This window comes from Planomicrobium sp. CPCC 101079 (assembly GCF_007859275.1).
Lineage (GTDB): Bacteria > Bacillota > Bacilli > Bacillales_A > Planococcaceae > Planococcus.
The window spans coordinates 140,598-154,116 of the sequence record NZ_VOHC01000031.1 but is presented as its reverse complement, the minus strand read 5'-3'; the positions used below and the strand labels follow the sequence as shown (position 1 = coordinate 154,116).

Below are 13,519 nucleotides of genomic sequence, written 5' to 3'. Positions count from 1 at the left end.
CAAGTTTATAGTAGGATGTACAAAGCCGTGTAAGGACGAAAACGAGGGATTGGTTATGTTATTAAGATATAAAAAATCATTTGAAAAAATCGCGATGGGCTTAATGTCGTTCATGCCAAGAGAGCGAGATTTGAAAGTGCTGCAGCAAACAATGCAGAAATATGAAGATAATCCTGAATGGCAATTGTTTCTTTGGAAAAAGGGAGAAGATTTCGTAGGGTTATTGGGAGTGGAAGTAGAAGAAAATGCGTTCACAATCCATCACGTATCGGTCAACCCTTCTTATAGAAACGAAGGAATTGGACATGCCATGGTCGAGAAAATCCAACAAATGATGCAGGAACGGGAAATGCGTTCAACGGAAGAAACCCGTGCATTTCTCGAAAAATGCCCACAAAAAAAAGGCGGACTTTGATTAAAGGTTCCGCCTTTTTTTTTGTTCGCGCAAACTGATGATGGAAGAACGGTCCCTCAGCCGATGTTTATGCATAATATAATAGGGATCCTGCGGAGCGATGGGATGAGCCGCCTGATAGTCTCTGACGATTTTTTTCAAGTTCTTTGATTCGATAGGAATGTTGTAAGAGAAAAAAGGTTTTCTTTCGGTAACGGCTTCTATGGAGACAGTCAACAGCCGGATCAGTTCCGGGTGGTCGAAACCTTCTACCCAGATTCCGCCATCCGTCAGTTTCGCTTTTGCCCGGATGAACGAGCGCAGTGCGCCAGGATAATTACTTCGTCTCCAATGGTACATGCCGACAGCCATCTGAATCCAACCGGTAAGAGGATGGGTTTTGTCTTTCGGTGCAAGAGATTTCCAGTATTCTTCGCCAACTTCATGGCATTCGAAATAATCGCGTTCGCTATTGAAATTTATAATAAATTGAATAAAGAGCGGGTGGTGGAGTGGGTGCATTTTAATCCCCTTTCTACTATAATAATATAAGTATCTCTAACAGTCAGGTGGTCAAGCATGTCCTATGAAGTAAAGGTAGAGGCCTTTGAAGGCCCTCTTGATTTATTATTGCATTTAATACATCGTTTGGAAATTGATATTTACGATATCCCGGTTTCACAGATCACTTCACAGTATATGGAACATATTCGCGCGCTGCAAGTGCTAGAGTTGAATGAGGCGAGCGAATACTTGGTGATGGCTGCGACATTGCTCGCGATCAAGAGCAAAATGCTGCTTCCTGTCCATGAAGGTGAATTGGAGGATATCGAATACGAATTTGAAGAGCAAGATCCGCGGGAAGAGTTGGTTTCACGTCTAGTGGAGTACCGTAAATTCAAGGAAGCATCCTTGCAGATGAAAGAGATGGAGCAAAATCGCTCGATCCTGTTCACAAAATCGCCTAAAGATTTATCGGAATTTCAGCTTTCTGTTCCAGTCGAAAACGTTGATTTGGAAGTGAATGCATTTGATATGTTGGCTGCTTTTCAAAAAATGCTGCGGCGCAAACAGTTGAAGGCTCCGTTATCTGCCCGTATTGCTCGCCAGGAAATTTCGATCAAAGACCAGATGACTTCGATTGTCAGCCGGCTGAAAGCCGCAAAAGGCAAAACTTCTTTTGCAAACTTGTTTCCGTCAAGTGACAAGTCTGTTTTAGTGGTTTCATTTTTGTCGGTTCTAGAACTGATGAAACGGCAAGTGATCGCCGTAGAGCAGGAAAAGAATTTCACCGATTTGCTGGTGGAACTTAGAAAGGAAACGTGGGAATATGAAGACGAATCTTTCGAAGAAAATTGAGGCGCTGCTTTTTGTAGTCGGCGATGATGGCCTGACGATGGCTCAGCTTGAATTTTTGACTGAAGCAGTGGAAGCGGAGATTCGCGATTGTATTGACGAGATGGCAAAGCGCTATGAAGAGCCCATGAGCGGTTTGATGATCAAGGAATTTTCAGGGGTCTTTCAACTTGTTACGAAGCCGGATGTAGCGGAAACCATCCAAAAGCTTGTGGAAAACCCGACGCCGCAAGCACTGTCTCAGGCATCATTGGAAGTGCTCGCAATCATTGCATACAAACAGCCGCTAACGCGCTTAGAAATTGAAGATTTGCGGGGCGTAAAAAGCGAAAAGCCGCTCCAGACACTTGCTGCAAAAGGCTTGATTCAAGAAAGAGGCCGTGCTGAAGGAGCTGGCCGTGCTATTTTATATGGCACAACGAACGAATTCCTGAATTATTTTGGTTTAAAAAACTTGGATGAACTTCCTCCCTTGCCGGAAGAAGCGAGCGATGAACCAGAAGAAGAAACAGATTTGTTTATGACGAAGTTTCAAGAAACGTTCAAAGAAGAAGTGAAAGCTTAATCGGTTGGAGGAAGACTGCGGATTATGTACAGTCTTCCTTTGTTGTTGTAAAGGCTTGGTGCTTTCGCTTTTACGCTAAATGTGACATAATTCCGAGAGGAACGAACGGAAAAAATCAATGAGGTGAACTTATGGAGAGATTACAGAAAATGTTGGCACACGCCGGCATTGCATCAAGACGCAAGTCAGAGCAATTAATATTGGATGGAAAAGTTAGAGTCAATGGAAAAGTGGTAAAAGAACTCGGCACAAAAGTATCGCATTCCGACACAATTGAAGTGGAAGGCGTACAGCTTGAAAAAGAACAAAAAGTCTATTATTTATTATACAAGCCGCGCGGCGTGATTTCTGCGGTCAGCGATGATAAAAACAGAAAAGTGGTCACGGATTTCTTTGATACAGTCGATAAACGCATTTATCCGGTCGGTCGTCTCGACTATGATACTTCTGGTTTGTTGATCATGACAAATGACGGTGAATTTGCCAACTTGCTGACGCACCCGAAATTTGAAATCGACAAGACGTATGTCGCGCGATTGAAAGGCATTCCAAAACGAGAAGATTTGCAAAAATTGGAGCGCGGCATCAAGCTTGAAGACGGAATGACGGCCCCGGCCAAAGTGAAACTTTTATCGGCTGACAACAAAACAGGCAAAGCCATTGTTCAAATAACAATTCATGAAGGCAGAAACCGCCAAGTGCGGAGAATGTTCGATGCTATCGGATTTCCGGTCCAAAAACTTAGCCGGGAGCAATTCGCATTTTTAACGCTAAAAGGGTTAAATGCAGGGGAATCCAGAGAACTCAGCGCCCATGAAGTGAAGCTACTGCGGGTTATGGCGGAAACAGGCAAGCACCATTAACGTTCACAAACCATTCAAAACTGCGTCCAATCACTAGTAGAAACTTTGCTATAATTGGATTTGCATAAACCTCGAAGGAGGGAACATAAATGAACGAAAAGAAAAAGAACAAAAAGAAAAACAGAGTCATTATGCGTTCAGTCATTCTTTTTTTAATGATTGCTGCTATCGGATACACCCTTTACAATAACGCAACAGCTGAAGATGTCAGCGTGTTGAAAGTCGGGGATGAGGCGCCCGATTTTAAACTAGTTGATCTTGAAGGCGAAAGCCATCAGCTTTCTGATTATAAAGGACAGGGAGTTTTCTTGAATTTCTGGGGAACTTGGTGTAAGCCTTGTGCAAAAGAAATGCCTGCGATGGACCGCCAGTTTGACGTGTTCAAAGACCAAGGCGTCCAAGTGCTGGCAGTGAATATTGCACAATCTGAATTCGAAGTCCAGTCGTTTGCCGATCAATATGATTTGTCATTTCCCGTTGTTATCGACAAGACGAAAAGCGTAATGACCGCTTACAACATTATTCCATTGCCGACGACGGTATTGGTTAATCCGGAAGGCGAGATCGAGCGGATTATCACCGGTGAAATGACAGAACAGGATATTGAAGGGTTTATGGAAGAAATTAAACCTGAATAAGGAGTTTTTTCGGATGGACAAAATGCAATGCCAATGCGGTCATGTGAATCCGCCCGGGACAATTCTTTGTGAATCGTGCGGGCGTTCTTTGACTGAGAAAGAACAAAACAGCAAGCTTGTGGATATGCGCTATGAAGGCACGGCCAGAAGATCTCAGACATACAACAAGTCAATCATCGATAAAGTTTGGAATTTCTTTTCCAGTGTCAAAGTAGGCGTAGGCATTATTGTTGCAATTTTGGTTGCTGCTGCCATCGGTACGATATTGCCGCAAGAGGAATATGTTCAAGTAGCAGTCAGAAATGAAGATACTATCAAGGCCTATTATTCAGATGTCTATGGAGAAATAGGAAGGATTTACCATTTTTTAGGATTCCACGATTTATATAGTTCATTTTGGTTTATCATTCTTGTCGGTATGCTGGCCATATCGCTAATTATTGCCAGCCTTGACCGATTCGTGCCGTTATATCGTTCGTTGAAAAATCAGCGGGTTCTCCGCCATGAAAGTTTTATGAACAAACAGCGCATATACGGAAAAGGCTATGCACAGGAAGATGTGCTGGCAAAATCAGAAACAAAGCTTAAAGAACTGAAATACAATGTGACTCGAGACAAAAACGGTCTGCTTGCTGAAAAAGGCCGTTTTTCACGGTGGGGCCCATACGTCAACCATATTGGATTGATCATTTTCCTTTTCGGGGTTATGCTGCGCATGGTTCCAGGATTTTATGTGGATGAAACGTTATGGATTCGAGAAGGCGAGACAAGAGCCATTCCGGAAGTGCCTGAGTATGCACTCGAAAGCAAGAGTTTTGAATTAGAGACCTATAGCGGTGAAGAAAAAGATGGTGCCTTTAGTGAAGCGGTTGATCGTGTCGGAAGTGTTGCTAAAAACTATCAGACAGATGTTATTTTATACAAAAAGCCGGAAGACAGTTTGCCGGGGGCAACAGAAGACATGGAAATAGTAGAAGAATACCCAATCCGCGTCAACCAGCCGCTGAAATTTGACGGCTACGCCGTTTACCAAATGGATTTTAAATTAGATGAACTCAAAGCGATGACGTTCGCTTTAACTAACAAGGAAACAGAAGAATCGTTAGGCGAATTGACGATCGACTTGATTAATCCGGAAAAACTTTATGAACTCGAAAACGGTGCAACAGTCGAACTGAAAGGGTACTATCCTGATTTTTCAGGTTTTGAAAACGGGGAGCCCCAGACAGCGACGCCGCTTCCGAACAATCCAGGTTTCTTGGTTGAAATGACGACTCCTGAAACGCCAAAAGGGGAAACAAGTTTTATTCTCATCCAAAATACAATAGAACCTTTTGGGGAAAACCAATTTAAATTGGAGTTCCAGGGCGTTGAAACGCGTGACGTTTCCGGCTTGACGATCCGCAAAGACAACACATTGCCGATTCTCGGGCTGGGCGGACTGATTTTCATGATTGGTGTGGCACAAGGCATGTACTTTAACCATCGCCGATTCTGGATTCAGCAAAAAGCGAACGGGGAAATTATTTTGGCTGGCCACACGAACAAAAACTGGTTTGCCTTGAAAAAAGACCTCGACCAAGTTTCAGCGTATGCGTCGCTTCCTGCTTATTCCGACCAGCAGGAAGAAATCGAGAAACAATTGAAAAAGGAAGGTGAGGAAGCGTTATGACATTGGCCGAAATGAGCTCAAATTTCCTGTACGCTGCCTTCATTGCTTACCTAATCGCCACTTTTGTTTTTGGCGGAGCAGTAAAAGGCAACAAAGCAGGCACATATAATTCGGAAAGCCGTTGGGGAAAAACGGCTTTCATCATCACAATTATCGGTTTTCTAGCAAATCTAGCTTATTTCTTCACAAGATGGGGAGCGACAGGACATGCGCCGCTCAGCAATATGTTCGAATTTACCACGGCGTTCGGGATGACGCTTGTCGGCGGTTTTTTGGTCCTTTACTCTTTATACAAAACACCAGTCCTTGGAATGATCGTTTTGCCGGTGGCTTTGCTGATCATTGCATTCGCAAGCATGTTCCCGAGCGAAGTCAGTCCCTTGATTCCGGCGCTTCAATCCAACTGGCTGGCAATCCATGTCAGCACAGTCGTAATCGCTGAGGGGATTTTGGCGATCAGTGCAGCAGCTGGTCTGGTGTATCTATTAAAAGTGGTTGACCTAACCAAAAAATCAAAGCAGCGTTTTTGGCTGGAAGCCATTATGTATTCACTTGTGCTGGTATTAGGTTTTGTCATCGCCAGCACCTATTTCACTGCAACAGGTTATGAAGCGAACTTTTCGTATGTCGATAAAGAAGGCCTAGAGGCAGAGATTGAATACAAGATGCCGCCGGTATTCGGTATGAACGAATATACGGCATTATCCGAGGGCACTATGACCCCGATTGCGGAAATGCCAGCGGTGATCAATGCCAGCAAATTGACGACCGTCACATGGTCACTGATTGTCGGGACCATTCTTTACTGGGTGATCCGCCTTATTGCGCGGAGAAGAATTTCAGCTATTCTTAAGCCGTTCGTGAAAAATGTCAATTTAAACTTGATGGATGAAATTGGCTATCGTGCGGTTATCATCGGTTTTCCGGTATTCTCACTAGGAGCATTGGTCTTTGCGATGATTTGGGCACAGATTGCCTGGTCCCGTTTCTGGGGCTGGGATCCAAAAGAGGTATGGGCACTTATTACGTGGCTGTTCTATGCCGCTTACTTGCATTTGCGGTTAGGCAAAGGATGGCAAGGCGAAAAATCTGCCTGGCTTGGCGTGATTGGATTTACAATTATCCTGTTCAACCTTGTAGCTGTTAACTTAATAATTGCAGGGCTGCACTCCTACGCATAAAATAAAAAGTCTTTTCCATTGCTGGAAAAGGCTTTTTATTTATTTTTGGTTTTGTTGAAGGTACAATGAATCATAAGAGAGAAAAGTTGGAGGGGTTACAATGTCTGAAGAAATCACAGTATTGGTTGTAGACGACGAAGAAAGGATCCGCCGGTTGCTGAAAATGTACCTCGAGCGCGAAGGGTATGTAGTGGAAGAAGCAGAGAATGGCGTCCAAGCGTTAGAGATGGCAACCGAAAAAGACTACCACTGCATCTTGCTCGACCTCATGATGCCGGAAAAAGATGGCATTGAAGTGAGTACGGAGTTGCGTGAACAAAAAATGACACCCATTATTATGCTGACCGCAAAAGGCGAAGAAGCGAACCGGGTCCAAGGATTTGAATCGGGGGCGGATGATTATATCGTGAAACCGTTCAGCCCGAGAGAAGTGGTATTGCGGGTCAAAGCGATTTTGCGCCGCTCATCTGCTTATTCGCCAGTGACCAATTCAACTGTATCCAAAGATTTGGTGGTGTTCCCTCATTTAACAATTGACCACGATGCACATCGGGTGACCGCGGACAATGTTGAAGTAAACTTGACACCGAAAGAGTACGAACTTTTGTATTTTCTTGCAAAATCTCCCGATAAAGTATTCGACCGGGAACATTTGCTGAAAGAAGTGTGGCACTATGACTTTTTCGGTGATTTGCGTACTGTCGATACACATGTAAAGCGATTGCGTGAAAAATTGAATCGGGTATCGGAATCAGCCGCTAAGATGATTGTCACTGTTTGGGGCGTAGGCTATAAATTCGAGGTTGGAAATGAATAGAATATGGAATAGTGTCGTCGGGAAGCTGTGGTTAACCATTTTGCTTCTCGTTTCCTTTGTCCTGTTTATTGTAACTGTCCTGCTGCTTGAGTTTCTAGGGAATTACCATAGCGAAGCGGTGGAGGACACTTTGAAACAGGAAGCGGCAACAATCGCCCGGGTCTTTAACGATTACGGGGAAGTTTCCAACTCCATGACGATCATCGAAGATATTCTCGGCCCGGAAACCAATGCTGTCATTGCAGAAGCTCCTCATGAAAGCACCTACTATATACACGAGGGAATCCACGGTGAAGAGGTGCGGGAAGCGATTTTAAATGAACCGGACTTCCAAAAAGTGTTCGAAACCGATCAAACAGTCATAAAGGAAATGCTTCTTCCATCGCTAACAGAAGAAGATATGATGGAATCATATATTGTGCTTGCAAGCCCGATCCATACAGGTGAAGAGTTGCATGGCACGGTATTTATCTATCAGTCATTGGAAGTTATGGACCGGACAGCTGGCAGAACGACTAATATCGTCTTTTTATCGGCATTTATCGCTTTTTTACTGACTACTTTTTTCGCCTTTTTCCTTTCAACACGCATTACATTGCCATTGCGGAACATGCGTGAAGGGGCATTTGAGCTGGCAAAAGGAAATTTTGATACCAAGGTCCGAGCAACGTCCAGTGACGAAATTGGCCAATTAGCCACGGCTTTTAACCAGATGGGACGCCAATTAAAACACCATGTCGAAGTCATCAATCAGGAAAAAGAGCAGTTGTCGAGCATCTTGATATCCATGGCCGATGCGGTTATTACATTCAATCAAGATCGGACCATTTTGTTGAGCAACCCGCTAGCTGAAAAACTTCTTCAGCAATGGCACGGCAAAATCAGCAGCGCAGAAAACGAGCCGCTGCCGCCGCAAATGGTGCATATGCTCGACCATGTCCTGACATTTGAAGAAGAAATAGAAGAAGAGCTGGAAATAGAAGGCGCATATTACGCCATCACCTTCAGTCCTCTATATAGCGGCGAATCGATTCGCGGGGCAGTGGCGGTGCTGCATAACATGACCGAACAGCATCGTCTGGAGAAGCTTCGTGAAGATTTTATCGCCAACGTATCCCACGAACTGCGGACGCCGATAGCCATGCTTCAAGGCTATAGTGAGGCGATTCTGGATGACGTCGGTGCAACAGAAGAAGAGCGCCGTGAAATGACGAAAATCATTTATGAAGAATCGCAGCGAATGGGCCGCCTGGTCACTGATTTGCTGAACTTGGCGCGTTTGGAATCGGGGCATATGAGGCTGTACAAAAACGTTGTGCAAATCAACGGCATGATTGAGCGCATGACGATGAAGTTTTCGCAAGCGGCAAAAGAAAAAGGCATTCATTTGTCCTTTAAAACCAGCCTTGATGATTGGGCCGCCACAGAACTCGATGAAGACCGGATTGAGCAAGTGATGACCAATCTGATAGACAATGCCATGCGCCACACGCCAGAAGAAGGGCATGTCATGGTCAATGTCGAACAAGAACAAGGATACGCAAAAATCTCCGTTAACGATACTGGAGTTGGAATAACGAAAGAAGATTTAGAATATGTCTTTGAACGTTTTTACAAAGCAGATAAAGCGCGTACGCTCGGAAAGGGCGGTACAGGACTGGGGCTTGCAATTGCCAGCAACATCATCAAAGCCCATGGCGGTGAGATTTATGCAGAAAGTGAAGTCGGCGTCGGTACTTCATTTATCTTTTTGCTGCCGCTGAAAAAGATGTAACTTTTTAATAACAGATGCGACTAATCCAAAGAACGGGGGGAGTTTATGAATGACTCCGTTTTCCATCGGCTATATGATCAATACCATCAAGATGTCTTCCAATTTCTTATCTATTTAGTGAAAAACCGAACTTTGGCAGAAGACTTGATGCATGAAGTATATATTCGCGTTTTTCGGGCATACGACCGCTTTGAAGGGAAGAGCTCAGAAAAAACGTGGCTTTTTTCTATCGCTAAAAATGTCGCAATCGACCATTTTCGCAAAGCGGCTGTCAGGAAAAAGCATTCGATGGATTTTTTCGACTGGGAAACTCAGCAGCTGGTTTCATCTGAACGCATCCCCGAAGAAGTTTCAATGTTGAATGAAGATAAAATAATGCTGTATAAAACATTGGATTTGTGTACGGGGGACCAAAAAATGGTCATCATCATGCGTTTTTTCCAAGATCTATCGATAGCTGAAACTGCTGAAGTTTTAGGTTGGACGGAAGGGAAAGTAAAAACGACACAGCACCGTGCAATCAATTCATTGCGCGACAAACTATCCTCTATGGAAGGGGGAGAAGCGAATGCCGAATAACAAGTGGGATGAGGGCTATATCGAAAGCATGTTAGGAGATTTTCCTGCAATTCAGGATCGGCGGCCAAAAGAAGAGGTTTACAGCAGGCTCGCCAAAAAGCCTCCAACCCAAAAACGGCAAAGAAACTGGCTGCCTTTACTGGTAGCAGTATTAGCTTTCATCACAGTAGGAATTCTCATAGCCTCCATACTGAGCCAGAATGGCATCGATTCGGCTAATGAAGAAAACGCGTCTGACCAATCTGCGGAAAATGCCATTACTTCCAGCGAACCGGACGGCAATGCCGATAGTAATTCCGCGGCAGTATCAATTCAGGGAGAAAGCCAGGAAACTGAAGAATCAGCCGATTTTTCATCCGCGCAAACGGCTGAGCTTAACCGTAGTGCAGTTTATGAGAACGATTTAAACGATGCCACTTTGTTTACAATCGGTTTGACTGAAAATGCTTATGTGATTCCAGTTTCTTTTCTGATTCCGAACGATCAGATTGAAAAGGATTTTGAGAGTGGAACACCAAATTCCGTTGATCTGTATAAACAATACGCTTCAAATCTGGATGAACAAGCGCTTGGATTCGACGATTACCATCCTTATGCCGGCACAATTACAAAAACTGATAATGGAGCCGCACATATGCTGCCAAGCGATCATAAATATGATGAAGCATCAGCAAGCATCGGCGTTTATATAGCTTCAATCCAAGAGACTTTCAAAGATATTGAGGAAGTGGCGGTATTGAATGAAGACGGCACTCCGGCGGAATTTGGCCAAGTAGGACCCATGGAACCGATCCAGACCGGTACTGAAAATGTAGCTTACCATGCTTATACAACGGCCGCTGGTGCGACATATCTTCTGCCGGGCTACGGTATGAGTTTTGGTTCCGCTGCGGAAGCTGTCGAATCGCTTTCAGCATCTCCAAGCGATTTTCAGCAAGCGACCGTTCCTGAAGGCACCTCTTTTGCGGTGACTGAAACAGAAGAACTTGTTGAAGTCCAATTCACAGATCCTTTCGATTTTGAATCTCTTGATCCATCAGCTGCTACACGTATGATCGAAAGCTTAGCTTTTACGGCACAATCGTTTGGCAAAAAAATCCAATTAAGCAACACGGCACAAGAGCAATGGAACGAATTTGATTTCACTCAACCGATTGCAGCTCCAGTAGCGCCAAACAAACTCGAATGGCCTTTGCAATAAAAAGTGAATCTCCTTATAGAAAAGAAAAAGGCGTAGTGTAAGCATTGTGGTTTACATTACGCTTTTTTTCTACTAATATTAGGGTATAACAAAATATCGATTCATCTTCGGGGCAGGGTGCAATTCCCTACCGGCGGTAATAGAACCCAGTTCTTAAGCCCGCGAGCCGTAAATGGCAGGATTTGGTGCGATTCCAAAGCCGACAGTATAGTCTGGATGGGAGAAGGTGAAGGTACGGACGTATGTCGTTTACACCAAAACGAAGCGCTCTTATTCAGTGTGCCTTTTTCTCCCTTAAGTGTTTAATAGCTTAAGGGATTTTTCGTGTAACGGCGTAGGGCCGAACCTTTCTTCTGGTGAATCATTTAAGGAGAGAGGAAAAATGAAGAACAAAAAGTTACAGTCTATGATTACAATCGGGATGTTGAGCAGCATTTCATTTATTTTAATGCTTTTCAATTTTCCATTGCCTGCACTTCCTGCATTTCTTAAAGTTGATTTTAGCGATGTTCCTGCTTTGATTGCCGCGGTGACAATGGGGCCGGCCGCAGGAATTCTGGTAGCCTTCTTCAAAAACGTTTTAGATTGGTTGTTCCAAGGGAGCCAGACAGGAGTCCCCGTGGGACACATGGCAAATTTTGCTACCAGCATTTTGTTTATTACACCGGTTTACTTGATTTACCGCAAAATGTCCAATAAAAAAGGAATTGTGTTTGGACTTGCAATGGGAACTTTATCAATGGCGATTGGCATGAGCATTTTGAATTATTTCGTCTTTTTGCCGATGTACACGTATTTCTTGAACTTCCCGGCAGAAACTGGGAGTGCTTTGTTTAACAGCATTATTCTCGGTATTTTGCCATTCAACCTTATAAAAGGCCTTATGCTTACGGCAGTGGTTCTGCTTATGTTCAGCAGCCTTCAATCTTGGATTGATAAACAACGCGCTTATTATCACTAAAGCAGCCAACGAAGCGAGATTTTCTCGGGGCCGATGTTAAAATAAAAACAGGCGTGGATGCAAGCTTCTGCTTGCATCCACGCCTGTTTTCTTTTGCTCAGTCTTCGTATTTAAGGGGATCTCCATCAAACGGAGCGTCCGCTACTTTAATCGAATCGGTTGGGCAGCCTTCAAATGCATCTTCCATGTCTTCTTCTAATTCGTCTGGAACTTGCTCTACTCCCGTGTTATTATCTAGAATAACAAATGCAATTCCTTCGTCGTCATAATCATAAATATCTGGTGCAGCAGCTCCGCAAGCCCCGCAAGCGATACAAGTATCCTTGTCGACAATGGTATACTTAGCCATAATATTCCTCTCCTTTATCTCCGAACAAGTTCAGTTATACTATCAGATTCATTCTATAGGTGTTTGTTTAGTTTTTCAACCAAAAACGTCGGGAGGACATGTCTTGCTATTTGATGAACTTCTAATTGCTATCATGAAAGCTGTGAATCGGGAGCGGACCATCTCTTCTCCTTTTCATTTAATAAAAGGGAAAAAATCCGGACAAACGATTCAGGATATCGGTTATTATGGACTGCATTCTTATTTCGCTATTATGCCGCGGCTTGAGAAGCGATTTTACGACCAGGCAGTAGATGGCCTTTTTGCCCGTGGTTTCTTGCAGGAAAACGATGATGTTATCGACTTGACGGACTTAGCTTTGTCATCGCAAAGCCCAGACACTCCTTTGAACGGCTGGAAATACCGGGGTAACGAGCAATTGTTTTTTAATCGCCTTTCATTAATCATCCAAACTTTTTCTCACATTAGCCAAAAAGTAAACGTTTTTGATCCAGTCATCAATTCAGAAGAAATACAGTCATGGGTAAAAAGTTATCTACGGAAGCATGAATTTCGAGATCCTGCTACTGCAAAGGAATTTAGAACGCAAATTGTGAGTAGTTTGGAAGAGGCAATGGTGACAGAAAAGCATAAGATGATTTTGATGCAGCGTTTATCAGGTTTAGGCTCTAGTGGATTGACATGGGAACAAATTGCCGCAAGCTACGGCATTGTCCTGTTGGATGTCCAGTTGATGACAGTCGAAACGCTTCATGCCTGGATGCATGTGATCGAACAAAACCGCTATCCGCTTTTGTCAGGGCTATTAGAAGGAGTTATCCAAAAATCTTCTTTGACAGAATCAGCGCAGCGAACTGAAAAGCTTTTTGCCAGAGGCTTTACACTGGAACAAATTGCAGAGCTGCGGAAATTAAAAGCCAGTACCATTGAAGATCATTTTGTCGAACTTGCTATGAACGATCCTTATTTTGATTATAGGCCATTTATCAATGAGGAAATGTATCAGGCAATTGTAGTTTTAAGCCAAAATCAGCAAACGAAAAGGCTTCGAGACATTAAAGAAAAATTGCCGGAAGCCACCTATTTTCAAATACGGCTGGCATTGGCGATCAAATAATGTGGAGCAGCTTGAAGTAAAATGGACAGCAAGCGGAAAAGAGGGAAGAAAA

At 43.8% G+C, this 13,519-nt stretch carries 15 protein-coding genes and 1 riboswitch; of the genes, 13 read left to right on the top strand and 2 right to left on the bottom strand.

What is annotated here, in order from left to right; genetic code table 11:
• Nucleotides 1–55 precede the first annotated feature (55 nt).
• Nucleotides 56–415: a GNAT family N-acetyltransferase gene (locus tag FQV28_RS17065; protein ID WP_146497717.1), complete on the top strand. Its 360-nt coding sequence runs from the start codon at nt 56–58 to the stop codon at nt 413–415.
• Here the strand turns inward: FQV28_RS17065 and FQV28_RS17060 are convergent, their stop codons facing one another.
• The gene (locus FQV28_RS17060; protein WP_146497716.1) at nt 416–916 is read right to left on the bottom strand and encodes a DUF309 domain-containing protein; all 501 of its coding nucleotides are present in this window, start codon (nt 914–916) and stop codon (nt 416–418) included.
• Nucleotides 917–973: 57 nt separating this feature from the next.
• Between FQV28_RS17060 and FQV28_RS17055 the strand changes: the two genes are divergently transcribed.
• From FQV28_RS17055 to FQV28_RS17005, 11 genes are all read left to right on the top strand, one after another.
• Nucleotides 974–1,753 carry a segregation/condensation protein A gene (locus tag FQV28_RS17055; RefSeq protein ID WP_146497715.1) on the top strand — a complete coding sequence of 260 codons (780 nt, stop codon included), beginning with the start codon at nt 974–976 and terminating at the stop codon, nt 1,751–1,753.
• Nucleotides 1,725–2,315 (top strand): SMC-Scp complex subunit ScpB, encoded by a 591-nt coding sequence (gene scpB, locus FQV28_RS17050; protein ID WP_146497714.1) that lies wholly within the window; start codon nt 1,725–1,727, stop codon nt 2,313–2,315. The genes FQV28_RS17055 and scpB overlap by 29 nt, the downstream gene beginning before the upstream one ends.
• A 131-nt stretch (nt 2,316–2,446) precedes the next feature.
• On the top strand, nt 2,447–3,178 hold the full coding sequence (locus FQV28_RS17045) for a pseudouridine synthase (protein WP_146497713.1): 732 nt from the start codon (nt 2,447–2,449) through the stop codon (nt 3,176–3,178).
• Between the two features lie 89 nt (nt 3,179–3,267).
• Nucleotides 3,268–3,816 carry a thiol-disulfide oxidoreductase ResA gene (gene resA / locus FQV28_RS17040; protein ID WP_146497712.1) on the top strand — a complete coding sequence of 183 codons (549 nt, stop codon included), beginning with the start codon at nt 3,268–3,270 and terminating at the stop codon, nt 3,814–3,816.
• Between the two features lie 13 nt (nt 3,817–3,829).
• Nucleotides 3,830–5,488, top strand: coding sequence for a cytochrome c biogenesis ResB family protein (locus tag FQV28_RS17035; RefSeq protein WP_146497711.1), 1,659 nt, complete (start codon nt 3,830–3,832; stop codon nt 5,486–5,488).
• The gene (gene ccsB, locus FQV28_RS17030) at nt 5,485–6,669 is read left to right on the top strand and encodes a c-type cytochrome biogenesis protein CcsB (RefSeq protein WP_146497710.1); all 1,185 of its coding nucleotides are present in this window, start codon (nt 5,485–5,487) and stop codon (nt 6,667–6,669) included. The genes FQV28_RS17035 and ccsB overlap by 4 nt, the downstream gene beginning before the upstream one ends.
• Before the next feature lie 100 nt (nt 6,670–6,769).
• A complete protein-coding gene (locus FQV28_RS17025) occupies nt 6,770–7,486 on the top strand; it encodes a response regulator transcription factor (protein ID WP_146497709.1) in 717 nt (238 codons plus the stop codon).
• Nucleotides 7,479–9,260, top strand: coding sequence for an ATP-binding protein (locus FQV28_RS17020; protein WP_146497708.1), 1,782 nt, complete (start codon nt 7,479–7,481; stop codon nt 9,258–9,260). Before FQV28_RS17025 ends, FQV28_RS17020 begins: the two co-directional genes overlap by 8 nt.
• Before the next feature lie 45 nt (nt 9,261–9,305).
• Complete coding sequence (sigX, locus tag FQV28_RS17015; protein ID WP_146497707.1) at nt 9,306–9,839, top strand: RNA polymerase sigma factor SigX; 534 nt, start codon at nt 9,306–9,308, stop codon at nt 9,837–9,839.
• A complete protein-coding gene (locus tag FQV28_RS17010; RefSeq protein WP_146497706.1) occupies nt 9,829–11,040 on the top strand; it encodes a GerMN domain-containing protein in 1,212 nt (403 codons plus the stop codon). The genes sigX and FQV28_RS17010 overlap by 11 nt, the downstream gene beginning before the upstream one ends.
• 99 nt (nt 11,041–11,139) lie before the next feature.
• A riboswitch (FMN riboswitch) is annotated at nt 11,140–11,272 on the top strand.
• A 150-nt stretch (nt 11,273–11,422) separates the two neighbouring features.
• On the top strand, nt 11,423–12,001 hold the full coding sequence (locus FQV28_RS17005) for an ECF transporter S component (protein WP_146497705.1): 579 nt from the start codon (nt 11,423–11,425) through the stop codon (nt 11,999–12,001).
• 97 nt (nt 12,002–12,098) lie between these two features.
• On the opposite strand, the gene FQV28_RS17000 is transcribed toward FQV28_RS17005, so the two are convergent.
• The gene (locus tag FQV28_RS17000; RefSeq protein ID WP_106531798.1) at nt 12,099–12,350 is read right to left on the bottom strand and encodes a ferredoxin; all 252 of its coding nucleotides are present in this window, start codon (nt 12,348–12,350) and stop codon (nt 12,099–12,101) included.
• Nucleotides 12,351–12,453: 103 nt separating this feature from the next.
• Between FQV28_RS17000 and FQV28_RS16995 the strand changes: the two genes are divergently transcribed.
• A complete protein-coding gene (locus tag FQV28_RS16995; protein WP_146497704.1) occupies nt 12,454–13,467 on the top strand; it encodes a YpbB family protein in 1,014 nt (337 codons plus the stop codon).
• Nucleotides 13,468–13,519: the final 52 nt, after the last annotated feature.

What these genes read in the sequence shown, in the direction of transcription:
- FQV28_RS17065 (WP_146497717.1), top strand. Translation starts at nt 56, where the DNA reads ATGTTATTAAGATATAAAAAATCATTTGAAAAAATCGCGATGGGCTTA.
- FQV28_RS17060 (WP_146497716.1), bottom strand. Translation starts at nt 916, where the DNA reads ATGCACCCACTCCACCACCCGCTCTTTATTCAATTTATTATAAATTTC.
- FQV28_RS17055 (WP_146497715.1), top strand. Translation starts at nt 974, where the DNA reads ATGTCCTATGAAGTAAAGGTAGAGGCCTTTGAAGGCCCTCTTGATTTA.
- scpB (WP_146497714.1), top strand. Translation starts at nt 1,725, where the DNA reads ATGAAGACGAATCTTTCGAAGAAAATTGAGGCGCTGCTTTTTGTAGTC.
- FQV28_RS17045 (WP_146497713.1), top strand. Translation starts at nt 2,447, where the DNA reads ATGGAGAGATTACAGAAAATGTTGGCACACGCCGGCATTGCATCAAGA.
- resA (WP_146497712.1), top strand. Translation starts at nt 3,268, where the DNA reads ATGAACGAAAAGAAAAAGAACAAAAAGAAAAACAGAGTCATTATGCGT.
- FQV28_RS17035 (WP_146497711.1), top strand. Translation starts at nt 3,830, where the DNA reads ATGGACAAAATGCAATGCCAATGCGGTCATGTGAATCCGCCCGGGACA.
- ccsB (WP_146497710.1), top strand. Translation starts at nt 5,485, where the DNA reads ATGACATTGGCCGAAATGAGCTCAAATTTCCTGTACGCTGCCTTCATT.
- FQV28_RS17025 (WP_146497709.1), top strand. Translation starts at nt 6,770, where the DNA reads ATGTCTGAAGAAATCACAGTATTGGTTGTAGACGACGAAGAAAGGATC.
- FQV28_RS17020 (WP_146497708.1), top strand. Translation starts at nt 7,479, where the DNA reads ATGAATAGAATATGGAATAGTGTCGTCGGGAAGCTGTGGTTAACCATT.
- sigX (WP_146497707.1), top strand. Translation starts at nt 9,306, where the DNA reads ATGAATGACTCCGTTTTCCATCGGCTATATGATCAATACCATCAAGAT.
- FQV28_RS17010 (WP_146497706.1), top strand. Translation starts at nt 9,829, where the DNA reads ATGCCGAATAACAAGTGGGATGAGGGCTATATCGAAAGCATGTTAGGA.
- FQV28_RS17005 (WP_146497705.1), top strand. Translation starts at nt 11,423, where the DNA reads ATGAAGAACAAAAAGTTACAGTCTATGATTACAATCGGGATGTTGAGC.
- FQV28_RS17000 (WP_106531798.1), bottom strand. Translation starts at nt 12,350, where the DNA reads ATGGCTAAGTATACCATTGTCGACAAGGATACTTGTATCGCTTGCGGG.